Here is a 25,840-nt window from a genome sequence, read left to right on the forward strand (position 1 = left end):
CCACCGTTGCCTTTGGCTTACATATTTGATTTAGATGTCAGCTCAGAGGCTGGTATACCGATTAAATATTGCGTGATAAGCGTAGTAGCTGAAGCCAGCTGCCCGTCTTACTATTTTGTCTATTATCCAACTGTCTACTTTTTATTTATTGACTGCTTTATTTAAGTCAGCTCCTCTTTTGGTTTGTGCTTTTTTAAGCGTTACTTTTTTGCTCATTACTTTCCCGCCTTTATTTACTCTTGAGTCCTCTTCTATTAATTTGTCTCTTTTCAACCCGTTACTCATAGCAGAGCAGTTTCCTATCAACTGAGATACTAGCAAGCGTTGCCTTATGCGCTGACACGCTTTATCATGACAACACAAACTTTAAAGCAGTTATTTGACTTAAGAGATAAAGGCTAATGTCCTTGAGTGAGGCTGCAAAACGCTAGGTTAATTGGACGTTAATGCTTCAGAGTCTCTTAGCCGCTCTACTATCAACCATTCGGTAACATTTGAAAATATGACAACTCAGACTTGGCTCGATACCATTCAGTTCAATCAAGATGGCCTACTGCCTGCTATCGCTCAGGATCATGATAGTGGCGAGATTCTTATGATGGCATGGATGAATGCCGAAGCGCTATCATTGACCGCACAGACCAAAACCGCGGTATATTTTTCGCGCTCCCGTCAAAAGCTATGGCATAAAGGCGAAACCTCAGGTCACGTCCAGCAAGTACATGATATCTATCTGGACTGTGATGCCGATGCTATTGTGCTGTCTGTCACTCAGATTGGCGATATTGCGTGCCATACAGGGCGTAAGTCCTGCTTTTATCGGCGTTTAAATTTGTCACAATCTGAGCCGACTTGGCAAATAGAAGCCCCGGTAATCAAAGACCCTAAGGCCATCTACGGTCACACACTACCCACCACTGCTGCTAGCACAGCAGCGACCAACGAGACATTGTATGCATCTACACCTAGGCCTGCGGTAGATAAGGCGCAGATCAGCGACGGGGCAAACATCTTGCGGCAACTCGATGCGGTATTGAGAGAGCGCAAGTCAGCCAATCCTGATAGCTCCTATGTCGCCAGCTTATATCATAAAGGCTTGAATAAAATCTTAGAAAAAGTGGGTGAGGAAGCTACCGAAACGATTATCGCGGCCAAGGACTTAGCGAGCGAATCTACTGAAGATAGCAGCGACTCAGCCTCTACGCAGCAGCAATCAGCACAGCACGAGCTAATTTATGAAATTGCTGATGTCTGGTTTCACACTTTAGTCACATTAGCGTGGTTTAATATCGGCTCTGAGCAGATATTGGCTGAACTTGCCAGAAGATTTGGCTTGTCTGGTATCGAAGAAAAGGCTTCGCGATAGTCTAGGCTTGCTCTAGCTGCTAATCAGCATAGCCGTGGGGCTTGCTTTGCTGCTCGATCATTTTACTCAAAATTGTTGCGAGCGATTAGCAGCTGTAGTCAATTCACAATAACATTGGTACAAGGAAGCCGAGCGCAGGCTATACAGTAGTATGGCTAGTGAGGATGACACCGTAACCGTTTTATTGTGCGCTGACTATAAGGTTAGCCTGGTTTAGTACTCTTGGTTATTGTATCTACCTATTGACTGTAGTCATTGGCATGGGATAGATTTGAGCAATCGGCTAATGCTCGTTGATTTAGGCTTGTTGATTAAGCTTAATTGACTGCAGTTAACTGATAGATAGCTTACCGGCATAAAAGGTACACTTAACTCTCACGTACTGTCCGCGTAACATAACGCGGAGCAAATACTCTGGCACACTTCGTAAAATGCTATTATAAAAGCACCAACCACTACGCCTTAAGGATATTATCATGGGCAGTTTCTCTATTACTCATTGGCTTATTTTACTCGTTGTCGTCGTCGTTATATTCGGCACTTCCAAGCTCAAAAATGCGGGCAAGGACTTAGGCGGCGCGGTAAAAGGCTTTAAAGACGCGGTGAAAGATGAAAATACCGAACATGCAAACAAACACCGAGTGCTAGATCATGACGCTCGCAGCCCCTCTGTCGATGACATCCAAGTGAGCAAACCTGTCGTAGATGAGAAGCATAACGTCTAAATTGAATGCTTTGATTGCTAATTTAAGTATGGCATTATTTGCCATCATTGCTACGCCATTGCCTAATGTAGACGACTATGTTTGATATTGGATTTTCTGAGTTATTGCTGTTCGGCGTCATTGCGCTGGTCGTTTTGGGACCAGAAAAACTGCCTCAAGCAGCGCGAACCGCAGGTCACTGGTATGCCAAATTTCGCCGGACTGTATCAACTTTGCAGTCCGAGATCGAAGCTGAGCTTGATCTGGCGGAGACTCGGCAAAAAATGCAGGAAGAGCTGGCTAAAATCAAACAGGCCGAAGCCGAGATGAAGCGTGAGATGGCAGAGCTGCGTGGCAGCATGCAAGAGTTTGAAAACGCGCAAAATCAAAGTCTGACGACGGCCCATACCTCCCAAGCTACCTCTGGCAATCTGGCGAAACCAAGCCCAGTAAAGGGAGCAAATACCGAAGCTCCGTTATCAAGCACTTCACAAAAGCAAGACGTCAATGACAACAATGATACCACTGACGCTACCGCGCAAAGTCCTTCAGCTACACTTCTGACTAAGCCATGGGAGCATATGTGGTTTCGCTTAGGGGAATATGACAAAGTGCGCAGATTGCCTGCCGCTCCAAGACTACCCAACTACCACGCTGACGCCTTGCTTTATCACTCTCAGACAAGTCAATCTAGCGCCAGTCAATCAAACTCCAATCAAGCGTCAGCTGCTGCCACGCTCTTGCCCAATTCAGACTCTGAGATTAAGTTATGACGCTGATTAAGACTAAAAAGCCTGAGCCTACAAAGCATAAAGACGGCGCTACTAGGACTGACATCGAAGACACTACCTCAGTTATTGATAACTTGGCTGACATGCCCATTACTGAGCACCTGATAGAGCTGCGAAGCCATTTAATCAAAATCTGTATCGGCGTTTTGGTAATATTTATAGGGCTGGTCGGCTTTTCGCGTCAACTTTATGACTTTTTATCCCAGCCATTAGTCGCGCAGCTACCACCAAATGCGACTATGATCGCCACTGACATCACGTCAAACTTCATGGCTCCCATTCGCCTGACGTTATTCGTAGCCGCCTTTGTTGCCATGCCCTACATCTTGTATCAAATCTGGTCTTTTGTCGCGCCAGGCCTGTATAAAAAAGAAAAGAGAATCGCTATCCCCGTACTACTGTCCTCAATAGTACTATTTTATGCTGGTGTGGCTTTTGCCTACTTTATTGTCCTTAAAGGGGTTTTGAAGTTTTTTATTACCTTTGCGCCGCAGAATGTGTTACCAATGACCGATATCGCCAGCTATTTAAGCTTTGCGATGAAGCTATTTATGGTATTTGGCTTAACCTTTGAGATCCCTGTCGTCACCTTACTGCTTATTTTAATCGGACTGGTTTCTGTTGAGACCTTAGCAGACAAGCGCCGCTATATTATTGTGGGCTGCTTTGCGATAGCGGCCGTCGTTACTCCGCCCGATGGGGTATCTATGCTAATGCTGGCTATCCCTATGTGGCTACTGTTCGAGCTGGGATTACTTCTTGCTAGAGTGTTAATTAAGCAAAAGGTCCATTAAATATCATTGTATTTCAATAGCATCTCCTTCAGCTTATAGCAGTAGAGGATTAGGAATAAGGCCCAAGATAGGTAAATAATTTGCTATACTGACTGATAAGATGGGTGTCTTTTATGGTATAGATTTTACCCCTACCCACCACTCTATGACGCTTTTATCACTATCTAGCTAGCCATTGACTTAATAAGATTCAGTGGCTTTTTTTAGCCGCGCTATTTACTACAGCTGTGCTCAATCACTTCTTCTCTTCATAAATTTTAGTTATAGAGTAAGAACTTAAGTCGTCAGAGCGTCAAACCAAGTTTGGGCATCGGCCTGAACCTATCTCAGCGGATTTAGCTGGTTTGCTAAGTTGGACAGATAGCGTAGACGCAATAAGTTTTTCTCGACAGGTGCCAAGCTATGTCCATGCCTACATATATGAGTAATCCGACCGAAGAGCAGCTTGCTGCGCTCAATATGGCGATGGATGGTAAGTCATTTAAGGTAGTAGCCTACGCGGGAGCGGGTAAGACCACCACCCTCAAGCTTATCGGTGAGCGCCTTCGCGGTCGCGGCTTGTATCTGGCTTTTAATAAAGGCATAGCCACTGAGGCCAAGCAGAAGTTCCCGCCGCATGTCGACTGTCGCACTTTTCACTCCTTAGCCTATCGTCATGTGCCACGTGATATCACTGCTAAGTTGTCCCTGCCGAGATTTTCACCCAAGCGCTTGGGAGATGATTTGGGCCTACAGACCATCCAAGTTCGGCGGCAGGTCGAGGGCAAGAGTAAATACATTAACCTGACTCCTGCTCGTCAGGCGCGCTTTGTCAGTGATGCAGTAGGTCACTTCTGTAGTACACATGCCAGCTACCCTGCGCCAAGGCACTTGCAGTTTCCAAGTTGGCTTAGTGAATCTGACGCCGAGCAGCTACGTGAAATGCTCTATCCGGCAGTGGAAAAACGTTGGTTACAGTCTATCGATCCACGTCACCCCTCTGGTATTGGTCATGACATCTATCTAAAGCTTTGGGCACTGTCTAAACCGACCATTCCAGCGGACTTTATCTTATTTGATGAGGCGCAAGATGCTGATCCTCTCATGATGGGAATCTTGACTCAGCAGGCGCGGCAAGTCATCTACGTGGGCGACGCGCATCAGCAGATTTATGAGTGGCGCGGCGCGGTCAATGCTATGAAGAAGCTGCCACTACCGCAGACACTATTGACTCAATCCTTTCGCTTTGGCGAACCCATCGCTGAAGTGGCCAACTTACTGCTTAAAGCGCTTCAAGAAGACATTCCACTTAAAGGCAATCCTGAGAAAAAGTCAGGACTGGCTAAGTCGCTGGTACATGGCAAAAAAGATGCCATTCTTTGCCGGACCAATGCTGCTGCGATGACGCAGCTGTTAATGGGACTCAAACTCGGTCATAAAGTCGCGCTACAAGCCGACACCGAACGCATGCTTCGCTTTTGTCAGGCCGCAGAAAACCTGAAAAACGGCAAGCCCGCTTATGGCGTTCCAGAGTTGGCTTATTTTTATAATTGGTCAGATGTGCAGGATTATTCGGAAACCAATGAAGGTAGCGACCTTAAGACTTTGGTCAAGCTGGTAGACGATCATGGTACTGATATCTTGACTAAGGCGGTGAATAGCCTAACCACTGTCAAAGATGCCGACTATGTCATCTCCACCGCCCATAAGGCGAAAGGCCTTGAGTGGTCTCGGGTGCAGCTCGATGATGACTTTTATTATGATGTGACGACCAGTGGTATCAAGATTAGTCCCGAAGAGTTACGACTACTGTATGTCGCCTGTACTCGAGCACAGAGCAACTTGGACATTCACAACATCGTTGACCTAATATCAGGGCTTAAATCTGACAAAAAAGTCATTTATGGGTCGTAATCCATGAGCAGTTTAATGATGCCTACAGCAGACTTAACTATCAAACAACCAGTATCTATGGACAATTGGTTCGCTCATCCCGTACGCCTTTTGGCCCCCATGGAAGGCCTAACCGACCCTCTCATGCGCCAAGTCTTAACGCAGATTGCCTGCGACTTAGGACGCCCTTACGATTGGTCCGTGAGCGAGTTTATTAGGGTTAATGCCCATGTCTTGCCCGACCATGTGTTTTACCGCTTCGTGCCTGAGCTCAAGACCGGCAATAAGACAGCAGCAGGCACAGCCATTCACGTGCAACTGCTCGGCTCTGACCCACAGCTGATGGCTGAAAACGCCCTAGCCGTTTGTGAGCTTGGCGGCGCAGCAGTTGATCTCAACTTCGGTTGTCCTGCCAAGACAGTAAATAACCATCGCGGCGGCTCAGTACTACTGGATGAGCCAGTACTGATGCGCGATATTATCTCAGCTGTTCGCAACGCTGTACCCGCTCACATTCCCGTTTCAGCCAAGATTCGCTTGGGTTATTCCGACACCAGTAATATGGATGATATTCGTCAGGCCATTGCCGATAGTGGCGCAAACTGGTTGACCATCCATGCACGCACCAAAACTCAAGGCTATAAGCCGCCCGCTTATTGGGACAAAATTGCCAGCTTTACCCGGCTGCCTATTCCCATTATTGCCAACGGCGAGATTTGGAGTACTGAGCAAGCACACGACTGTATGGAGCAAGCGCAAACGCCACATCTTATGCTAGGTCGCGGCGCGGTGACTCGACCTGACCTTATTGCCAAAGTGGAAAACCCGACTGTCGAAATGACTTGGCAACAGCTCATCCCTTATCAGATTGCTTTTTTGCAAGGCGATGCCAAAAATGACAAGGTGTTAGTAGGCCGCTATAAGCAGTGGATTGGTATGCTCAGCAAAGGCTACGAGGAAGCGAGAGTAATGTGGGATAGTGTTAAGAAGGAAAAGGATAAAGCGGTTATTATTCAAATCTTACGTCAATATGAAGCCGTTAATAAATCGTCAATATCTCAGTCTTAAGACACAAATGAAGATAAAAATTAAGCCAAAAGAACTTCTAGATAAAGCCCTTTTGACTCCTATGTAAACGTCGGCCCGCAATAAATCTATTGCCGATTGAAGAGTACAGCTGATAAACCTTTGCTAAAAAAGTAGGATGCTGAGGCCATCCAAAAAGTACAAAAAGCCCCTCAGCTGTACTGTATCAATTTTTAGAGGTGTCACTGTAGCTTTACCGTTTCAGTAGAGTCTTCATGACTAGCCTCTCACGCTTAAAGCACTAAGCTTAAAGGCTCAATCGAATCGCTAAATAAAACAGTAGTAAACAACAGGCGAGTGATAGCATCCACAGTGTCGAGCGAAAAGTTGGAAGATTTACGATATAGGCAATACCGTAAGCAATGCGAATAATGACATACAGACAAGCCAAATTATTGACAATAGACTGCGGCACAAAGAACAGCATGGCGACTAAGACCGCAGCCAAAAATACTGGCAGCGTCTCGTAGCTATTTTGCTGAGCCGCATTGGCACGAGCTGCTGCTCCTGTTGTGTTGCTTAAAAACTCGCGTGGATGCGTGTTATCAGCTAAAGCAAATCCACCTAATAGCTTGGCTAAAGCAGCAAATCCTAGTGGCAACAGACTCGCAATAACCATGGCCCAAATAGCGACACTCGCCGACTTAGGCACCATATCAAATAGCGCATTCATTCCCCCTCTCCCTTTAAGCGGCTACTATCTCGTAGTCGTGGGTGATCGTCACACCGCCAGCCGCCAGCATCTGACTGGCAGAGCAATATTTTTCTGCAGATAACGCTACCGCTTTAGCGACTTGTTTGTCTTTAACATCGTTGCCTGTCACGACAAAGTGCAGGTGAATCTCAGTATAGACGGCAGGTACGCTATCGGCGCGATTGGCAGACAGCTCACAGCGAACGTCGGTAATATCCTGCCGCGATTTTTGCAAGATTGTGACCACATCGTAGCTTGCGCAGCCGCCAAGACCAAGTAATATCAACTCCATTGGGCTGGCCCCTTCCGCCTTATCGGCGTCAATAGCAACTTTATGACCTGAAGGTGCAGTACCGATAAAGTTGACTTTGTCTTGCCAAGCGACCGAAGCTTGAAGGGCGAATTGCTTATCTGTCATTGGTTATATCCTTGTTTATTACCGTATTTATGCTTGATACTAATAACTAGCCTCGACAGCTAAAGCTAAGCACCACCACTGAATTTGAGCAATGATGATTAGGTATCTAGAATGCACTATTTTAACTGCTAGCTCACGTTGTCAGTGTCATTTAGTTTACCATACCTAAGATATTGTCATAACGGGCTTATCGCCTAAATATCTTGCGCTGCTACTATCTCTATTGTCATGACACTGAGCGAGTTTATTCCCCATGAACTCTACGGTGTCATTATTTGTGCTGACAATGAGCCTTATCAGATACCAAACTAAATTTTGCTACAAAAGGTTTCATAGGTAAAAATCACCTCAATAAGTTATTGAAATTATTATAAAAATTTTGTGAAACATTTTTATAGCAAAATAGCGTTACACATTTCCCAGTTTTCTTGGTTTAATAAGGGCAACTGTTTCTTTCTTAGTACTTTAGCCGATATCAGTTGCTTATTAAGCCTTCTAATAATGATGGCAAGTTAAGCTACTGTGCTCAGCTGAATTATTGAGTTAAGAATTTTATAACTACTTTATTCAAATATTACAAGGTTATCGTCATGATTGATGCAGACGGCTTTCGAGCCAACGTCGGTATCATCTTGGCAAATACAAGAGGACAAGTCCTGTGGGCAAAACGTGTTGGTCACGACGCCTGGCAGTTCCCACAAGGGGGCATCGATGCCGGCGAGACTCCGATGGATGCGATGTACCGCGAGCTTTGGGAGGAGGTGGGGTTATACCCACGTCATGTCGAAGTCTTAGCAGTCACCCAAGATTGGCTCAGATATCGCCTCCCCAAACGCTATGTGCGTCATGGGCAGTACCCTTTATGTATTGGGCAAAAACAGAAGTGGTTTTTGCTGCGCCTAGATGAACCAAACACTCAGCATATTCGCTTTGATTCGGTCAAGCCAGAGTTTGACCATTGGGAGTGGGTTAGCTACTGGTACCCTCTCGGTCAGGTCGTCCATTTTAAACGCGGCGTGTATCGAAGGGCGCTACAAGAGCTTGCTCGTGAGCTGCCTTTAAAACAAGAGCTCATTATCCCGCAGCAAGACAACCATCTCATTGCATAGTGCTTTATCGCATAGTTGGCTGTGGCATAGCATCTCAAGCCTTTACTTAGGAGATTAGCGAGCATAGCGAATATCATTAACCGTTAACAATAAGCCCCTGCTTTGGCACTCAAAGCAGGGGCTTTAACTTTATATTTCAACTAACCTTATACTTCAACTAACTTTATACCTCAATGAGAGGCTTTTAGTTCGACACTAACCAGTTAACTATTTTAGCTATCTGGCTGACAGTCGCATCAAAAATAAGCTCAGCGATTAAGGTTTAATGGCGATTTTCAATACACCATCTCGTTGATTCATAAATAGATCATAGGCCTCAATAATATCATCAAGGGCATAAGTATGGGTGACCATCTCCGATAGGTCCACACGCTGCGTTTCGATGACATTCAGTAAGCGGCGCATGCGCTCTTTACCACCAGGGCATAGGGCAGTACGAATGGTATGATCACCAAGACCAGCGGCAAATTGGCTCATGGGGATACTCAAGTCTTCTGAATACACCCCTAGGCTTGATAGCGTACCGCCGGGTTTTAAGATTTTTAGTGCCTGCTCAAAAGTAGCCTGCAATCCTAACGCCTCTATACTGCTATCGACACCGCGGCCGCCGGTGAGCTTTAATATCTCGTCGACCACATCCACTTCTTTGAAGTTTAAAGTGATGTCAGCGCCCATTTTCTTCGCCATAGCCAGACGCTCATTATTACCATCAATCGCGATAATGGTTGACGCCCCTTTGAGCTTAGCACCCGCAGTGGCACAAAGGCCAATAGGACCTTGAGCAAATACGGCAACAATATCGCCGATATTGATATTGGCGTTCTCTGCGCCTTTAAAGCCGGTCGACATAATGTCAGGACACATGAGCACCTGCTCATCGGTTAAGCCATCGGGAACGGGGGCTAAATTGGCCTGAGCATCGGGAACTAGGACATACTCAGCTTGCGTCCCATCAATGATATTACCAAAGCGCCAGCCGCCGGTCGCTTTATAACCATGACAAGCACAAGTGCCATCGGGCTGGATATAACCACCATCTTGTGACGGGAAGCCGTCTTGACAGGCATAGGAGCTAAAACTTGGGCAAATCGCGCCGGCGATGACACGCTGGCCTTCTTCATAGCCCTGAACGGCTGAGCCTAATTTTTCGATAACACCCACTGGCTCATGACCAATAGTCAAACCTGGAGCGACAGGATACTCGCCTTTATAGATATGAATATCTGTACCACAGATAGTGGTGGTAGTGATTTTAATCAGAGCGTCATTTGGCCCAACATCTGGAATCTTTTTTTCAGCGATCTCAATCTTGCCGGGTTCGACGAATATCAAGGATTTCATCATACTCATACGGTTCTCCTTTCTCAATTTATAATATTCTATATATTGCTACTACAGAAGTAGTATCAGGGCTAGCACACTATGTAAGTCAGCAAATTTTAGATTGCACTGCGCTAAAAAAAGCAACTAATGCGTTAACCTCTAACTTTATTGTACGCCTAATCGATGACAAAATTAAGAAAGAAAATCAGACTTTTTTTGGCTAACTTTACCGAGGAAAATTAGTTATTTAGATAAGATGGCGTATAGTTTTCCAGAAGTTTGACGAGATTAATCATAGCTTAGAATGGGAAGCTAGCCTTCAATTGTCGAATCATTGACTAGCGAATTATTTATTGTTGAATGAATTGAGGATTCTACGCTTCAATCTTTGTCTCATGATCATAAAGTATAGGCGAATGAAGGCGAGTGTCATGAATAACAGCCACCTTAAAAGTACCTTATCATTGATGATCTGGTGCAAATTCGCGACTGATAAGCTGCGCGATGACTGCCCCATTAGCTAAATCACCTTTAGTCGGCTCATTATCGGTAGCCCGACTCCTTAAGGTCAGCACGCTTTGGCTACGTGTTCCATATCCTGCCAGAGCTGCGCTTTCGATATACACAGAGGACAGAGCCTTTTCAACCTCAGTCGCCATTCCGGTATGCGGCAGTTGATCATCCGGCGCTTTTACCGAGTCTGTCAGCACCTCATAAGCAGCAGCAAGCCAGTAAGCCGACTCGTTGTTTTCAGCAATCAGCGGCAGCACCTCTTGTCGCACTCGAGCGCGCAGCCGCTCGCATTTAAACCACTCACTATCAGGTGGACCGTTCGAGACGATATGCAGTCCAGTATGCAGCGGCGTTGGTGGATAGCCGCGATTATTTACCAAGACCGCTTGCTTAGTGTCCCCTACGATAAGATTAAAACCGGCATAAGCTTGCAAGTCTAGCTGCCGAGCAAAGACCATAGGCGACACCTCCCCCGTCAAGTAGTCAGTGACAAGCTGACCGCGTGAGCACTGATCGGGAGTGGCCTGCACCCCATCACGAAAGTTTAATACTGCCGCCCAACGGCCATTGTGCACGCCTGCTGCTGACTGATGGATACCCAACCAAGTGCCGCCGCTTTTTATATCACGGCCAGCATAGATCGGTTGATCTGACCATTGATGCACCGACTTAGTGGGCCGATCAAGAAACTCATCTCGGTTAGACAATAGTACGAGCGGCATCTCATTAAATAGTTGCCAAGCTATGGCCACAATACACATACATCCTCTCTTTATTCACTGCTTTTAGTGTTCGCTCAGCTCTTTACTCGCCGGGTAGCTGAACTGATAGGTCGATTGCACCACTTTTGATTGATTGGGCTGCAAATCAAACCGCCAAGCAACCACCCCCTTATTATCATGCCAATCCTGTTGAGCCACAGGGGGATTGTGGGTGATGCTTATTTTGATATTGTCATCTAAGCTAAGTGGCTCACTACCGAGTACCTCTAGCTCGACACTTCGATTGTGAGTATTGGTGAACTGATAGGTCTGCTTTCTCGTTAAGGTTTTGTTGCGGTTAAAAATGCCGCTATCTCCTTGCTTGCCATCATCACTAAGCTGCTTCACTAGGATGTTAGGGTCTTCGCCAAAGCCAATACCTTGATCTTTAAGTAATTGGTAACTATAAAGCGCCTGACCAACATAATTATCATCACGATACAGCTGTAGTGAACCATCTACCCAATCTGGGGTCAAAAACGGCGCTGAGGCATACCAATACGCCTTAGTATCGCGAGCTGGCGTGCTACGTAGCCACAGCTCACTTTTTCCTGATTGCTCATCAATGATAGTGCGTACCCGTCTACCATCACTAGGGATACTAACGCGCTGCGATAAATGGTATTCGCTAATGCCATTTTTATGATTACTATCGACGCTAAAGCTGGGCAGCGGTTGTCTAGATTGGCCAGCTACTCTACCTGCTGCGTCCTCATAATAGTCGGTGGTGGGTTCAACGACGACGACAGGCGTGCTGGCCATCATAGGCGGTTCAGCCATCTCAGGCCGATACGATTCCTTATCAAGTAAATGTAGACGGCTGACATAAGGTACGACGCTTCTGGTCTGCTGGTTTGGATTGACGGTACTTAGTACCAGTGGCACGTTTATCCAATTCTCGCCAGTATGCTGCGCAATAACAGCAGAGGCGGTAATGCTTAGCTGCTTGCTAGCGGTATCTAATCGTGCTTGATAAGTCGGTGCCCAGCTTGCACCATGAACTTGATAATGCAGCTTGACCGAGCTAGCGTTCCGGCTGGCCACGCGCACACTGACTTGTGTCACCCGCTGCTGCACAAAGCCTGTACCCCCTGCCATAACATGACTAAGAGCATCTTGTGCGGTAGCTTGCTTGCGTTGCAGCTCAATAATACGCTTATTTACTGCGCCAGCTTGAGCCTCTAGGTCGTTGACATTTTCACTGACGCTACCATTGACATGAATTTGCGCTGCTTTGGTTAAGTTTTGTAGGTAGCTTTTGGCCAGTTTAGCGGCGTCTAATTCTGCTTCAATCTCTGTCAGCGACTCTTGCTGCACTCGAACCTTAGCATCGTTTTGATATTGGCACTGCGAGGCCTGCTCATCTGATAAAGTCTCAATGCTGACCTCACCGATATTAACGCCTCTAGGGGCTTGCACGCTGATACTATCGGCGTCAATATTCGGGGACAAACATGAAAACACTAGGACCTGCTCGCCTACAGCACTACTATTACTCATATTAATAGGCAAACTACGAGTGACACTGGCAAGTCCCTGATAGATTGTCACCTGGTCGATGTTGCTGACAGCAGCTTGAGCAGATACGCAGGCTAATAATGCGCTACTCAGTAATGACCATGCTGTGACGGGCTTGAAAGAGTAGGATAAAGTTAATAAAAATATTTTTGGGAGGAGGGGCGTTGGTGAAGCAGACGTGGATAAGCGATGAGTCATAACAGACACCTTTTAAAGAAGAGACCCACTAAGCAGCAGGTGCAGTAATAGTTATTATTATTGCCTCTTATCTTACCCTTATTTTTAATAAAATAGCAGCCAATCAATCGCCTTGATGTTCATTGACAATTGACAAGCTATTCATGCTCGTTACTGACGCTATTGCTCTAGATACGTCAGCCACTTATTTAAGTGTTAGTTTGCAAGACAGCAGTATTGATTACAAATGCTACGGTACAGTAAAGGGTTATGCTTTTGCTTGTGTCGGTAAAGGGCATTTTTTGCTATTATGAGCAGCATTCTATTGCGGATTTCGATAACCTCATGATGATACACCCTCAGTTTGATCCTGTTGCGCTTAGCGCAGGCCCAGTGCAAGTGCATTGGTATGGCCTTATGTATTTGCTTGCCTTTGCTGCTGCTTATGGTTTGGCCTGGTATCGTAGTACCAAGCGTCCTGGCTGGACGACAGAGATGGTCTCCGACTTAGTATTTTTTGGTGCCTTAGGGGTGATACTAGGGGGGCGAATTGGCTATGTTTTGTTTTATCAGTTTGGCCAATTGCTTGAGAACCCCGCCTATCTGTTTAAAGTATGGGAAGGCGGCATGTCTTTTCACGGCGGCTTCATTGGTGTCGCCTTAGCCATGCTCTACTTCGCCCGTAAGTACAAGAAGAATGCCTTTACGGTATTAGATTTTGTTGTTCCTTGTGTGCCCACAGGATTACTATTTGGCCGTATTGGCAACTATATTAATGGTGAGCTGTGGGGCCGAGTATCAGATGGTGGCTATAATTGGCTGACCTACTTCCCTCAAGCGGCAGGCTTTGATATGCAGCTGCTGAAGTCTAATCCTGCGCTGCAAGAGCTGATGCTAGAAGTTAACGGTCAATATCTACTGCCTCGCCACCCCTCCCAGTTGTATGAAGCCTTTGCCGAAGGGTTGTTGTTGTTTATTGTGGTATGGTGGTTCTCATCCAAGCCGCGACCGCGAATGGCTACCTCAGCTTTGTTTGTATTAGGCTACGGGATAAGCCGCTTTATTATTGAGTTCTTCCGTCAGCCTGATGCGGATCAAGGATTTATCCTATTTGGCTGGATGACCAAAGGGCAGATTCTAACTGCACCCATGATTGTCATTGGCTTACTGGTATTTATTTACGCCTACAAGCGCAGCGTCTATGATTGGGGTCCCAAAGCGACAACATCACTTTAAATACCGAGCAACATTGAAAGGCTTACCACTATGATGACCAGCAAAAACGAAGCCGCTTATCTTGAGCTGCTTCGCTATGTTCTAAACAATGGCACCAAAAAAGGGGACCGAACCGGTACGGGGACCTTCAGTCACTTCGGCGCGCAGATGCGCTTTGATTTAACTGATGGCTTTCCGCTACTTACCACCAAAAAGGTCCATCTCAAATCTATCATCTATGAGCTATTTTGGTTCTTGAAGGGCGATACCCATGTCGCCTACCTACAAGAGCATGGCGTCCGCATTTGGAATGACTGGGCTACCGCTGAGCAGACGGCGCGCTTTGGTCGACCTGAGGGTGAGCTTGGACCGATTTACGGTCATCAATGGCGAAACTATGGGGCCAGTAAAGACGAGTCTGGTCGTTACAATCAAGATGGTGTCGACCAGATTTCTGAGGTCATTGAGCAGATTAAGAACAATCCTAATTCGCGGCGACTCATTGTCTCTGGTTGGAACCCCGCTGAGGCCAATCAAGTGGCTCTGCCCCCGTGCCATACCCTATTTCAGTTCTTTGTGGCGGACGGCAAGCTATCTTGTCAGTTGTATCAGCGCTCAGCAGATTTATTTTTGGGTGTGCCCTTTAACATCGCCAGTTACGCGCTGCTTACCCATATGATCGCTCAGGTCTGCAGCTTAGATGTTGGTGAGTTTATTTGGACTGGAGGCGATTGCCACATTTATCAAAATCATGTTGAACAGGTCAACACGCAGCTGTCTCGCGATCCTTATGAGCCACCTGTTTTGTCACTAAATCCAAGCATTACTGATATCTTTGACTTTACATTTACCGATATTCAAATCGACAATTATCAATCGCATCCTGCTATCAAGGCACCTGTCGCTGTATAGCCTGGCACCTTTTTAAAAAATTATAAGGAAGTTTTATGAGCTACGCCCATACCGAAGTCGCCCAGATTGCTGCTATCAGCAATGATCGCTGTATCGGTAAAGACAACCAATTACCGTGGCATATCTCTGATGACCTTAAACATTTTAAGGCCCTTACCACTGATGAGACTGACGCCTATGTCGACTCTGGGTTTAAAGGCATTGTGATAATGGGTCGTAAGACTTTTGAATCCATGGACAGTAAGCCTTTGCCGCAGCGTGTCAATTTTGTGATTACCACCCAGATGGACTACGCAGAAACTCATGGTCTAAGTGGTAGAGAAGATGTTCATGTGGTACATAACCTAGATGATGCCCTAACTCATGCGACCAATCTCGCTCACGGCCTGAAATTTAAGACTATTTGGGTTATCGGCGGCGAAAAAGTGTTCAAAAACGCGCTGATGTTTACTGATCGTATTGAGTTGACCTTGGTCGATACCAATATTGACAATGGTGATGCGTTTTATCCAAAAATACCGAATGACTTTGAACAAGTGGCCGAATCTGACTCAATGATTGATGCAAAGAGCGGCCTTAGCTACCGCTTTGTGACTTATAAGAAAAAATCAAAATAATAGACTAGGGGCTACTGCCACCTCGCCTATATGTAAATAAAAACTGGCTGCGAATGTTCGTAGCCAGTTTTTTATGGGCGTCTTAAAATAAGTTCTTTGTCTGTGCGCAGCTGCCCTTCTCATTTGTGCACAACCATAGGCATTGCTCCCTCATTTTTCAAAGAAAAGACTGATAGCTCTCTTACTCATGCAGTACTTTATAAATGGTCTTCGCCAGTACCGGTCCGATACCCGGCACGCCGCCAAGCTCCTGCTGTGAGGCACCAAGTAATTGCTGAAGTCCACCGAAGTGATTTAGCAGGTCGCGGCGGCGCTTCTCTCCCAGACCAGGGATAGCCTCAAGCACAGACGATGAGCGGCGTTTATCGCGTTTTTTACGATGCGCGGTAATGGCGAAGCGGTGCGCCTCATCGCGAATGTGCATGATAAGATGAAGGGCCTTACTGTCCATCGGTAGATCTAGCGGCTCATGCTCAATAAAATGCAGCACCTCAAGTCCGGCCTTGCGCCCTTCACCCTTTGCCACGCCAATCAGTAAGGTCTCATCCAAGATACCAAGCTCAGTAAGAACCTCTTTGGCCATATTTAGCTGACCTTTACCACCATCAATAAGTAGCAAATCTGGTAAGGGTTGTTTTTTATAGCGCCTTGTTAACGCTTGCTTCATCGCTGCGTAATCGTCACCGCCTTGAATATCATGAATGGCATATTGACGATAGTCTCGCTTGCGCGCGCCGCCTTGGTCAAACACCACGCAGCTAGCAATCGTCGCCTCCCCCATCGTATGCGAGATATCAAAGCACTCAATACGATCGATGGTCTTGTCCGTCACTGCGGCCAAGGTATCTTTTAACGCTTTAAAGCGGCTCATGAGCTCTAGATAATCACCAAGCTTGGTCTTTAGTGCGTTTTTTGCATTAAGCTTGGCTAGGTCTAGCCATTCTGAGCGATGCTCGCGCACATTGGTCTTTATCAGCACTTTACTAGCAAAATGTGTGCTCAGAGCCTCGCTTACTGCTTGCTGATCCGCCAGCTCATGACTAAGGATAATCTCTGTAGGCAGATCGTCGGTGACCTGAAAATAAAATGACATGATAAACGACGATAAATTCTCTGAGATTGGCTCGCTACTATCAACATCAGGGAAGTAGTTTTTGCCGCCGAGCACACGCCCCCCGCGCACTGTCAGTACATTGACACAAGTCATACCTGCCTGACTGCTAATGGCAATGACATCGGCCTCACCCTTAACAGTATAGACGGCTTGACGCGCCTGAACTTCACGCAGCATCGATAGCTGGTCGCGATAAAAGACGGCTTGCTCAAAGTCGAGATTATCAGCGGCAGACTCCATCTTTTCGATAAGAGCATTATGAATGTCGCCTGAATCGCCCTTCAAAAAGCGAATGGTATTGTTGACGTCTTCGGCGTACTCTTCAGGACTGACCAGACCGACACAAGGCGCGCGGCAACGCTTAATTTGATATTCAAGACAAGGTCGCTTGCGTTGACGAAAAAAGGTATTGGTGCATTGGCGCATTTGAAACATCTTTTGCATCATGACTAAAGTCTCTTTGGCCGCATGTGCCGATGGGAATGGCCCAAAGAACTTGCCCTTTTGATGGTTGCCCTTCCCCCGTCCGTAGGCCAAACGAGGATAAGGTTGATCTGCCGAAATAAAGACGTATAGGTACGACTTATCATCTCGCAGTAGGACGTTATAAGGCGGTCGGTGCTCTTTGATTAGGTTTTGTTCGAGCAGTAGCGCTTCGGTCTCACTGCGGGTGATGATGGTCTCTATATTGTGAATTCGCGCTACCAAAGCTCGCGTCTTTGGATGGTCAATCGTCTTGGCAAAGTAGCTATTAACACGACTTTTCAGCGACTTTGCCTTGCCCACATAGAGGATATCACCATTTTTACCCAGCATCTTGTAGACACCGGGTAGATTGGGCAATCGTTTAATTAAATGATTAAGTCGGGCTTTTTTGTCGTCAGCGGGGACGGGGGCAGAGTCATTGACCATAAAATAAATGTCAGCAAAAATACAGGAATACCCTTATTTATGGGGCAAGACTGGACAAATTACAAGCGTGAAAAAGCCAGCTCGACGCTGGCTTTAATCTTACTTTAAGCAGTTTAGATTGATTATTTATTTGAGTTAAAAGTCTATAGTATCGTTACTTTACCGCCATACTACTATCTCAATATTGACTTAAAGCTTTCACTGATACTCAACAAGCTACAGCCATCATAAATAAAGGCAAAAACTAATGACGGAAGTGAGGTAATAGCGCTGGGATACCAGGCAACATACCCACCATAGCCATTACGCCAGTTAAAACGATAAACATCACACCCGGAATAATCCAGCGGCTCATATTACTTAAGCTAGCACTACGCTCTTTGGAGCCAATCAAGCCTAAATTGTCTAACAATAAGGTGATTGACCAGCCAAAAGCCGGGTTCACTAATGCTGAGGCAAAGACTACAATCGCAGCGGACTGAGTGGTCTTGCCTTCGCGAGTCATCTCCATGCCAGCCTCTAGTAGCGGGATAAATACGCCGACTATCAAAGCCACACACATGACTGGCTGCCAAATCGCTAAGTCCATCGGATAACCCCAAATACCAGCAATGATACAGAATAGTGCCGTTAGAAGAGCACCTGCTGGAATAGGACGCTTAGCAATCGCTGCGGGGACGATGTAAGTACCCCACGATGAGGTAAAGTTGGCGCCGCCTAGTAAGGAACCTGCCACTTGTCGAAATGAGGCACTGACCATGGTATCGTCAATGTCCATCAAGACGCGGTCGGTACGCTTAGGATAGCTAATCTTCTGAAATACTTGATGCCCTAAGAAGTCCGGTGACCACATCGCGACGGCTAAGATAGCAAACGGTAACACGACGATAAAGCTATCAATCGTCGGAAACCCGAGCATCCAGCCGGTATTCTCACCCCACCAATACATAGGGCTTAAATGCGGCATACCAGGGTCCGTCTTAAACGCAAATGGAGCGCCCATTAAAAATGCAGTTCCACCGCCCACTAAGCAGCTTAGTGGGACAGCAAGCCAGCGCTTTTGGAAGTGCTCGAGTAGCGCATACAATATAATGGTCAGCAAAATCACGACAAAGGCAATGTGCGCCATACCTATCCCCTCGGCCCAAGCAAACAGGTTTTTGACTTGTGAGGTGGTACCAATAAAGCCCAAATACAGCAGTAGCCCCCCGCACACGCCCTTACTGGTCAGATTCGCCAGTAAACTGCCTCCTTTACTTATCGCCAATAGTAGACCGAAAGCACCGATTAATAGACCGAACGCCATCGGGTGGCCGCCAGCGGCTACGACGATCGGGATCAAAGGAATAAGTGGACCATGGGTGCCAGCTAGGTTAGCCGTAGGCAATATAAAGCCAGAGAATAGAATAATAAAAATTGATACAATTAATAGCTCGTAACGCACGTTCTCTAAAATAAAGGCATCGCCTAAGCCAAGTGGACCTGCGAAGGTAGCGGCAATTGCGCCAACCATAACGACCTTACCGATAGTGGCGGCCATTGCTGGGATGGTGTCTTCAAACTCAAACCGATAATCACGAAAGGGCAGATTTGGCCGCCAGCGTTTGGGCTGCATAATCTGTAATTCGTGATTTAGATAATCATTACGGTTATCAAAGCTAGAGCTTGGTCTATGTAGCTGCTCATAGCTGCCTGATAGTATGGCGTCTTCACTAGAGGGGATTGGATGCTGCGGATTAGACCCTGAAGCGGGGATCTGGTGGTTACTCATTTCACTTCCTTATGACCTCAAGCGTTAAACAACTGAGTGCTTAACATGTCCTTAAAAGATAGTTTGTCGTATTAATTTTTAATAAAAATAAGGCGATAACTATAAATTGGTAGTTATTGTATGACATTAAAAATAAGAAAGCGAGAGCTAATCCAACATAGCCGCTAATAAGCTAGACAGAAGTCTGTCAGTGTCTGACGCGAATTTTTAGGCCAGCAGGGCGTTTTTTTATCCAATTGATAAATTTTGCCATCTCGCTATGGTCTTTTAAACGCTCGATGCTATGGTAATAACTCGCCAGCTCATGGTTGGCAAATAAGCGGTGGATCTGGCTATGACAAGGACGACATAGCATAGCGATTTCACCCACCATCTGCTCACGGCTAAAATAGCGCCGCGTTCGCGGTTTATTGTGCCTTGAGCGTGGAATGAGATGATGCCGAGTTAGCTTGATCCCCTCTCTACCACACATCTCGCAAGTACCCTCCATACTGGGCATATCGTCTGAATAGTTATCCATAATTGGGCCCATTCAATCCGTTGGCTTTTGATCAATCTATTATTATCACTACATTGGCTTGTAGACTGCTATTCTTAGTAATGTATAGCGCCATAATAGGACGTTAGCATAATTCCAAAAGCAATTTTATCAACCACACAGCCAGCTATTTAATGATTTTCTTTTAGTTTATTTAAATTTGCTCAGACGATTGTTAGGTCAATATCTTCTAGCGTGTTAGATTATAGTGGTCACTATTATTGGCTTACCTCTATGTCATTACTCAATAAAACACTTACAGCGCTACAAGAGCACTTGAAAAATCAAGTCAAGAGTACCCTACTGCCTCCCCTATTACCCAAGCTTATCAAATGGCGAATCAATACTTATGCGCCCTACCTCGGAGCAGGGGTTAAGATGGTCGAGTTCGATTTGGAGCGAGGACGCTGCAGCGTCGCTATGCCACTAACAGCGCTGAATAAAAATGTCGTGGGTACGCAATTTGGTGGCAGCCTTTATTCGATGGTCGACCCCTTTTATATGCTGCTACTGATGCAGATGCTTGGCGATGACTATGTGGTTTGGGACAAAGCCGCGCACATTAATTTCGTCGCTCCAGGCAAGAGCACAGTCACCGCTAGCATGCATCTGTCTAAGCAGGAGCTTGCGACTGTCAAGGAGTTGGCTAAAAATGGCGATGCCGTATTTCGAGATTATGAGATTGATATCGTCGATAGTCAAAGCAAGATAGTGGCGACAGTCACAAAAACGGTATATATTCGGCGGCGGCAGTTTAGCGGCTCTAAAGCTCAGGGCAGTAGAATAAGTAAGCGGTTTAAAGACGTTTAGCTAGGTTGGCTCAAGAAAGGTTGGCTCAAGAAAATGCTGGTTGAATAAAATAAAGACCAGCTTGCAAAAGTACTGATACCTAAAAGCTATTTTAGCTTAATCGACCACCTCGCTCCCTCTGCTTGTAGAGCTATGCGGTAGCAAGCAGCGGTTCAAAGAGCCTCTTTCTAACGCTAAAGTTAGCCTATGATTGTTAACAGCATTAGTTGATAGCTGGCGCGGCTTCACTTGTTTCTACTAAATTCCTTTCCACAAATTTTCTCTCCACCAACAAAAACCCCAGCTTGACAATCTCAAGCTGGGGTTTTGTCTTTTTGGTATACCCAATTAATAATCTATAAAAGGATATTACTGCAAAATCTAGTCAGTCGACTTAGATTCCTGGAGCAGTTTCTACGGCTTCTGGAACGCCTGCATCAGTTTTGCTCTGAACACCTTCACGGCGCGCAGATAACTTTTCACGGATACGAGCAGAACGACCAGAACGCTCACGCAAGTAGTAAAGCTTAGCACGGCGTACATCACCACGACGTTTCACTTCGATGCTATCGATAAGTGGTGAATGCAACTGGAATGCACGCTCGACACCGATACCGCTTGAGATTTTACGGACGGTGAACGCTGAGTTTAGACCACGATTACGCTTAGCGATTACTACACCTTCAAAAGCCTGAAGACGCTCACGGTCACCTTCACGAACTTTTACTTGAACGACGACAGTATCACCAGCGGCGAAGCTTGGGTGCTCACGTAGCTGAGAGTTTTCGACGGCTTGAACCAATGGATGTTTGTTGCTCATGAGAGTTGCTCCTCACATTAGATGAAAGAGGCTTGACGCTTATCACCTGTTTATAATTAAGTAACCGTCACACGTCTTAAGATGTCACGGTAGTCGATTGGGTTGAGGGGCCATTAATACAATGACTAACTCAGTAAAATTAAAAAAACTAATTTATCTAACTTCAGTATTTATAACTATCAACATATCGCTTAACGATTACTGTCTATTCCGGCACTTTGCAGCCATTTTAATTGCTGCTTAGTAGGCGTAAAGGCTTGCCACAAATCAGGCCGACGTACCATGGTTCGCTCAACTTGCTGCACGAATCGCCATTGGGCAATATTGGCATGATGTCCAGATAACAAAACCTCTGGCACTGACATCTCTGCAAATGAATGCGGCTTGGTATAATGTGGGCAGTCAAGCAAGCCATCAACAAATGAATCTTGCTCAGCGGATTGATCATCACCCATAACATTAGGGAGACGCCTTATCACACTGTCCATAAGTACCATCGCTGGTAGCTCACCGCCAGTTAGTACATAGTCACCGATTGATATTTCAATATCGACATACTTGGCTAGCAGACGCTCATCAATGCCTTCGTAACGACCACACAATAAAATCATGCCATCGTAATCTGCTAGTGCCACCACCTTGGCTTCACTCAATGTCTCACCTTGCGGCGATAAGTAAACGACAGGGCAATGAGCTGCATCAATCTGACAACCATGAGCGCTAGCTCGGCTTTTGGCATCTTCAATAGCTTTCGCTAAAGGCTCTGCCATCATTACCATCCCAGGACCACCACCATAAGGCCGCTCATCGACACGTCGATAATTATCCGTAGTGTAGTCCCGAGGGTTAATAAGCTCTAAAGTCGCTTGGGCTTGAGTCAACGCTCGGCCAGTAATACCAAACTCGCGAACCGCCGCAAACATCTCAGGAAAGATACTAATGACGGCAAAATACATTAATGCTACCTATATCACCACTAGCTATCAGTGAGGTACGATTAATAATCGCGGGCCCAGTCTACTAAGACAGTTTTTGTCGTCAAATCCACGGTCAGTACTGTTTGCTTATGCCATGGAATAAGACGCTCTTCATCATCGATACTATCGTCAGTGGCAGCAACACGCATAATATCGTGCGCTCCCGTCTCAAACAGCTCGCTGATGTCACCCAAATAGTCATCTTGCTCATTAACAACCTTTAAACCGAGCAAATCTGACCAGTAGTACTCATCTTCATCGGGTGGCGGCAAGGCATCCTTTGCAGTCCAGATAGGGACGCCATTCATGGTTTCAGCAACGTTACGATCTGGTACTTGCTCAAACTGAGCTACCAGACCCGATCCTTGCTGACGCCAATTAGTGACCGTCAATGGCTTGATACCTGTCGCGGTCTTTATCCACCACGGCTGCATCTCAAAGATAGCATCGCGCTCATCCGTCTCACTAAACACCCAAAGCCAGCCTTTAATACCATAAGGCTTTTTTAGCTGGCCGATTTTTACTAACTCGTCTGGGCTTGGTGTAGAGGACATAATGATAAAGACACTTTAAGACAGTAATAAATAATCAAGTGACACGCGTAGTCATCACTTAGATTAATACAATATGCTAATAAATTGATCTAAGCGCTTGCTTCTTCAGCGGCTTTTGACTTATAAGTCTTAACCAATGAAGCAACGCGATCAGAAGGCTGAGCGCCTTTTTCTATCCAAGCTTGATAAGCTTCTAAATTTAGGCGAACTGCCTCTTCAGAACCTTTAGCTAGTGGGTTAAAAAAGCCGATGTTTTCGATGTAGCGACCATCACGCGAACGGCGTTGATCTGCGACTACAACTTGATAAAATGGGCGTTTCTTGGCACCGCCCCGGGCTAAACGAATAACAACCATATGAACTCTCTCTTTCGCAGGTATACCAAAAAGGGCATAATTATATCATAGTAGATGAACTCTGAAAACCTAAATAATGTTTTTATTACTGGCGTTTCAAGCCTATCTAGTGATAGTCCTTACTCATATTTTAACCACTAGTATTTTTACGCTAAATCATGAGGTTTAGTCCATAACGCCCTGAACAATCTACATCATTGATTTGGGATTTATATAGCTTGCCACCGTGATTAACCACTAAACTTTTGCTATGCTCCTTAACTACTGTAGTTTGAAATATTATTTTTTAGTACTGTCATGTTTTTTGAGAATTATTGACTGTTTGTCCTACGTTTGATCAATCGCTGCGAGTAAATTTACTATGGCCAACTCTTTTGCCCGACTCAGCCGCCTCCGCCTGAAGTCTCGTGCCTACTCTACTACCTGGCAGACGACATTGATGGTCATGTCAATCGTCATCATTAGCGTCGGGCTAACCCTTTGGTTTTTTTGGCGCAGTCTCTATTTGCCAGAGCTAAAAAACCACGCCCGCTATCTAACCAGCGAGCTGCGGCTGATCAAAAGCACGCGGCAAGACTGGCAAAGCCAGCCAGAGTTCCAGCAGTGGATATATAATCACAGTCATGTGATAGTAGTCGATGACCCTAGTGAGTTTCCTGAGGTTGCAGATAAGGCATTTGTGGGCATATTCACCCAAGAGTTAGAACGTGAAATCGCCAAACAGCTGGGGCGACCTGTGGAAGTCTACTTTAAATTTAAGCCCACTCCTCAGCTCTGGGTACAAGATAGCGGCGATACTAGATTTTGGCTACGCGAGCCAGTGATTTATTATTCTCAGTATAGCCCGACACTACTGGTGTTATTCTTACTCGGGCTACCAATCCTAACCTTACTCACTATCGCTTTGCTGGCGCGTCAGCTCAACCGGCCACTGCGTCATCTACAACGCGCCGCGACCAATTATATTCGCTTGGGCCATGCGACTACCCTACCTACGCGAACAGGTCCAACTGAGATTCGCCAAGTTAACACTGCTTTTAATCGGCTATTCACTACCTTAAACCAAGCGCAAAAAGAGCGCACCATCATGCTCGCTGGTATCTCTCACGACTTAAGGACGCCATTAACTCGCATGCGATTGACAGCTGAGATGCTGCCCGATGAGTTTTTTAGAGAAGGCTTGATCTATGATATTGAGGATATGGACGCTATCTTGGAGCAGTTTATCTCATTCATGAAAGATGGCTCAGATGAGCCGGTACGCTTGACCGATCTGGACAGTATCTTTAAAGAAGTGATGGTGCAGTTTGCACCGCTAGAGTTTGTCTACGAGTCACAGCAGCTCCCTGAAATACCGCTACGCCCGCTGTCGATTAAGCGCTTAATTATTAATCTTGTTAATAATGCCACTCGCTACGGAAAGCCACCGATTTACTTGTCAGCGATCGTAGTTCCAACTTTTTCAGAAACCCTAGTACAAGATGAAGACCCCGATATCGTCACTGAGAATGACCTCAATCGCCATGCCTCTGAACAGCTAATTCTTTGTGTTCGTGACTGTGGTGGCGGCGTGGCTGATGACCAATTAGAACGCATTATGCAGCCCTTCGAGCGTGGCGAGACCGCACGAACGACTCAAGGCAGTGGCCTTGGCTTGGCTATCGTGGGCCGAATAGCAGGCCTGCATCATGGTAGCGTCGAAGCCATTAATCATCCAGACGGCGGGCTTCAGGTCTGTGTGCGTATTCCACTACTATCCAAGGTTACTAGTATCGAAAATAACAACGCTAAACCCGACTAGCAAGATGCCATTGTTGCCCGATACTCTTTATAGACACAAATTGGCTTATAAAGATACATTAGAGTGTTTGCGGCTAAATTAGCGAATAAGATGCAACCCCATATCTGCCTAGTAGCAAATCGTGATAGGCTCTCAGTAATAAGTCTTTGGCTATTTATTTTTTGCTGCCAATTAATGGCGGAATGTGCTCAGCAGAATTGCTAAACTCAATGGGCTGGACTAACGTGGCTTTTGCCGCATTTAAACTCTCCGGCTCTTTTTTAGGGGACAAAAATCCATAATATCCCAGCATAAGTGCATTGAGTATCACTAAAACTCCAAACAAATATGGCATGACC

At 46.0% G+C, this 25,840-nt stretch carries 26 protein-coding genes; 12 read left to right on the forward strand and 14 right to left on the reverse strand.

The genetic code is table 11. The annotated features are described in order from the left end of the window. Positions 1–141 precede the first annotated feature (141 nt). Positions 142–285 (reverse strand): hypothetical protein, encoded by a 144-nt coding sequence (locus EGV92_RS13955; protein WP_165525610.1) that lies wholly within the window; start codon positions 283–285, stop codon positions 142–144. Positions 286–502: 217 nt separating this feature from the next. Here EGV92_RS13955 and hisIE point away from each other — a divergent pair, with 217 nt between their 5' ends. The 6 genes from hisIE (at position 503) to EGV92_RS11055 (ending at position 6,595) form a co-directional block, all read left to right on the forward strand. Then, entirely contained in the window at positions 503–1,366 is an 864-nt protein-coding gene (gene hisIE, locus EGV92_RS11030) for a bifunctional phosphoribosyl-AMP cyclohydrolase/phosphoribosyl-ATP diphosphatase HisIE (RefSeq protein ID WP_131669343.1), read from the forward strand. Between the two features lie 476 nt (positions 1,367–1,842). After that, positions 1,843–2,091 carry a Sec-independent protein translocase subunit TatA gene (gene tatA / locus EGV92_RS11035; RefSeq protein WP_131669344.1) on the forward strand — a complete coding sequence of 83 codons (249 nt, stop codon included), beginning with the start codon at positions 1,843–1,845 and terminating at the stop codon, positions 2,089–2,091. 77 nt (positions 2,092–2,168) lie between these two features. Then, positions 2,169–2,843 carry a Sec-independent protein translocase protein TatB gene (gene tatB / locus EGV92_RS11040; protein WP_131669345.1) on the forward strand — a complete coding sequence of 225 codons (675 nt, stop codon included), beginning with the start codon at positions 2,169–2,171 and terminating at the stop codon, positions 2,841–2,843. 101 nt (positions 2,844–2,944) lie between these two features. After that, entirely contained in the window at positions 2,945–3,655 is a 711-nt protein-coding gene (gene tatC / locus EGV92_RS11045) for a twin-arginine translocase subunit TatC (protein WP_242678713.1), read from the forward strand. A 402-nt stretch (positions 3,656–4,057) separates the two neighbouring features. Continuing rightward, positions 4,058–5,548, forward strand: a complete 1,491-nt coding sequence (locus tag EGV92_RS11050; protein ID WP_131669347.1) for a UvrD-helicase domain-containing protein — start codon at positions 4,058–4,060, stop codon at positions 5,546–5,548. 57 nt (positions 5,549–5,605) lie between these two features. Next, on the forward strand, positions 5,606–6,595 hold the full coding sequence (locus EGV92_RS11055) for a tRNA dihydrouridine synthase (protein ID WP_242678714.1): 990 nt from the start codon (positions 5,606–5,608) through the stop codon (positions 6,593–6,595). Positions 6,596–6,860: 265 nt separating this feature from the next. Here the strand turns inward: EGV92_RS11055 and EGV92_RS11060 are convergent, their stop codons facing one another. Next, on the reverse strand, positions 6,861–7,286 hold the full coding sequence (locus tag EGV92_RS11060; RefSeq protein WP_131669348.1) for an MAPEG family protein: 426 nt from the start codon (positions 7,284–7,286) through the stop codon (positions 6,861–6,863). Between the two features lie 13 nt (positions 7,287–7,299). Continuing rightward, positions 7,300–7,725 (reverse strand): OsmC family protein, encoded by a 426-nt coding sequence (locus EGV92_RS11065; protein ID WP_131669349.1) that lies wholly within the window; start codon positions 7,723–7,725, stop codon positions 7,300–7,302. A 590-nt stretch (positions 7,726–8,315) separates the two neighbouring features. On the opposite strand from EGV92_RS11065, the gene EGV92_RS11070 reads away from it, so the two are divergent. Then, complete coding sequence (locus EGV92_RS11070) at positions 8,316–8,834, forward strand: RNA pyrophosphohydrolase (protein WP_131669350.1); 519 nt, start codon at positions 8,316–8,318, stop codon at positions 8,832–8,834. Positions 8,835–9,089: 255 nt separating this feature from the next. On the opposite strand, the gene EGV92_RS11075 is transcribed toward EGV92_RS11070, so the two are convergent. The 3 genes from EGV92_RS11075 to EGV92_RS11085 form a co-directional block, all read right to left on the reverse strand. Then, complete coding sequence (locus tag EGV92_RS11075; protein WP_131669351.1) at positions 9,090–10,184, reverse strand: NAD(P)-dependent alcohol dehydrogenase; 1,095 nt, start codon at positions 10,182–10,184, stop codon at positions 9,090–9,092. Between the two features lie 434 nt (positions 10,185–10,618). Beyond that, a complete protein-coding gene (locus EGV92_RS11080) occupies positions 10,619–11,431 on the reverse strand; it encodes an NRDE family protein (RefSeq protein ID WP_131669352.1) in 813 nt (270 codons plus the stop codon). A 24-nt stretch (positions 11,432–11,455) separates the two neighbouring features. Continuing rightward, positions 11,456–13,147, reverse strand: a complete 1,692-nt coding sequence (locus EGV92_RS11085) for a DUF4139 domain-containing protein (protein WP_131669353.1) — start codon at positions 13,145–13,147, stop codon at positions 11,456–11,458. A 324-nt stretch (positions 13,148–13,471) separates the two neighbouring features. Here EGV92_RS11085 and lgt point away from each other — a divergent pair, with 324 nt between their 5' ends. From lgt to EGV92_RS11100, 3 genes are read left to right on the forward strand one after another with little or no spacing between them, the layout of a single operon-like run. Further along, entirely contained in the window at positions 13,472–14,362 is an 891-nt protein-coding gene (lgt, locus tag EGV92_RS11090; protein WP_131669354.1) for a prolipoprotein diacylglyceryl transferase, read from the forward strand. Positions 14,363–14,392: 30 nt separating this feature from the next. Beyond that, the gene (locus EGV92_RS11095; protein ID WP_131669355.1) at positions 14,393–15,253 is read left to right on the forward strand and encodes a thymidylate synthase; all 861 of its coding nucleotides are present in this window, start codon (positions 14,393–14,395) and stop codon (positions 15,251–15,253) included. A 35-nt stretch (positions 15,254–15,288) separates the two neighbouring features. Continuing rightward, positions 15,289–15,870, forward strand: a complete 582-nt coding sequence (locus EGV92_RS11100; RefSeq protein WP_131669356.1) for a dihydrofolate reductase — start codon at positions 15,289–15,291, stop codon at positions 15,868–15,870. Positions 15,871–16,051: 181 nt separating this feature from the next. Here EGV92_RS11100 and uvrC read toward each other — a convergent pair whose 3' ends face one another. The 3 genes from uvrC to EGV92_RS11115 all read right to left on the reverse strand — a co-directional run bounded on the left by uvrC (position 16,052) and on the right by EGV92_RS11115 (position 20,187). Then, positions 16,052–17,896: an excinuclease ABC subunit UvrC gene (gene uvrC, locus EGV92_RS11105; RefSeq protein ID WP_131669357.1), complete on the reverse strand. Its 1,845-nt coding sequence runs from the start codon at positions 17,894–17,896 to the stop codon at positions 16,052–16,054. A gap of 244 nt (positions 17,897–18,140) precedes the next feature. Further along, positions 18,141–19,667 carry a DUF3360 family protein gene (locus EGV92_RS11110; protein WP_131669358.1) on the reverse strand — a complete coding sequence of 509 codons (1,527 nt, stop codon included), beginning with the start codon at positions 19,665–19,667 and terminating at the stop codon, positions 18,141–18,143. 187 nt (positions 19,668–19,854) lie between these two features. Further along, complete coding sequence (locus EGV92_RS11115; protein WP_207401787.1) at positions 19,855–20,187, reverse strand: HNH endonuclease; 333 nt, start codon at positions 20,185–20,187, stop codon at positions 19,855–19,857. A 252-nt stretch (positions 20,188–20,439) separates the two neighbouring features. Between EGV92_RS11115 and EGV92_RS11120 the strand changes: the two genes are divergently transcribed. Next, positions 20,440–21,015: a DUF4442 domain-containing protein gene (locus tag EGV92_RS11120; protein WP_131669359.1), complete on the forward strand. Its 576-nt coding sequence runs from the start codon at positions 20,440–20,442 to the stop codon at positions 21,013–21,015. Positions 21,016–21,388: 373 nt separating this feature from the next. Here the strand turns inward: EGV92_RS11120 and rplS are convergent, their stop codons facing one another. The 4 genes from rplS to rpsP form a co-directional block, all read right to left on the reverse strand. Next, positions 21,389–21,814 carry a 50S ribosomal protein L19 gene (gene rplS / locus EGV92_RS11125; RefSeq protein ID WP_131669360.1) on the reverse strand — a complete coding sequence of 142 codons (426 nt, stop codon included), beginning with the start codon at positions 21,812–21,814 and terminating at the stop codon, positions 21,389–21,391. 191 nt (positions 21,815–22,005) lie between these two features. After that, positions 22,006–22,770 carry a tRNA (guanosine(37)-N1)-methyltransferase TrmD gene (trmD, locus tag EGV92_RS11130; RefSeq protein WP_131669361.1) on the reverse strand — a complete coding sequence of 255 codons (765 nt, stop codon included), beginning with the start codon at positions 22,768–22,770 and terminating at the stop codon, positions 22,006–22,008. Positions 22,771–22,811: 41 nt separating this feature from the next. Further along, positions 22,812–23,345 carry a ribosome maturation factor RimM gene (rimM, locus tag EGV92_RS11135; RefSeq protein WP_131669362.1) on the reverse strand — a complete coding sequence of 178 codons (534 nt, stop codon included), beginning with the start codon at positions 23,343–23,345 and terminating at the stop codon, positions 22,812–22,814. Between the two features lie 89 nt (positions 23,346–23,434). Next, positions 23,435–23,701, reverse strand: a complete 267-nt coding sequence (rpsP, locus tag EGV92_RS11140; protein ID WP_131669363.1) for a 30S ribosomal protein S16 — start codon at positions 23,699–23,701, stop codon at positions 23,435–23,437. A gap of 361 nt (positions 23,702–24,062) precedes the next feature. Here rpsP and EGV92_RS11145 point away from each other — a divergent pair, with 361 nt between their 5' ends. Then, positions 24,063–25,502, forward strand: a complete 1,440-nt coding sequence (locus tag EGV92_RS11145) for an ATP-binding protein (protein ID WP_131669364.1) — start codon at positions 24,063–24,065, stop codon at positions 25,500–25,502. 154 nt (positions 25,503–25,656) lie between these two features. Here the strand turns inward: EGV92_RS11145 and EGV92_RS11150 are convergent, their stop codons facing one another. Continuing rightward, entirely contained in the window at positions 25,657–25,836 is a 180-nt protein-coding gene (locus EGV92_RS11150; protein ID WP_131669365.1) for a hypothetical protein, read from the reverse strand. Between the last annotated feature and the right edge of the window lie 4 nt (positions 25,837–25,840).

Origin of the sequence: Psychrobacter pygoscelis, assembly GCF_004335015.1 — a bacterium.
Classification (GTDB): Bacteria; Pseudomonadota; Gammaproteobacteria; order Pseudomonadales; family Moraxellaceae; genus Psychrobacter; species Psychrobacter pygoscelis.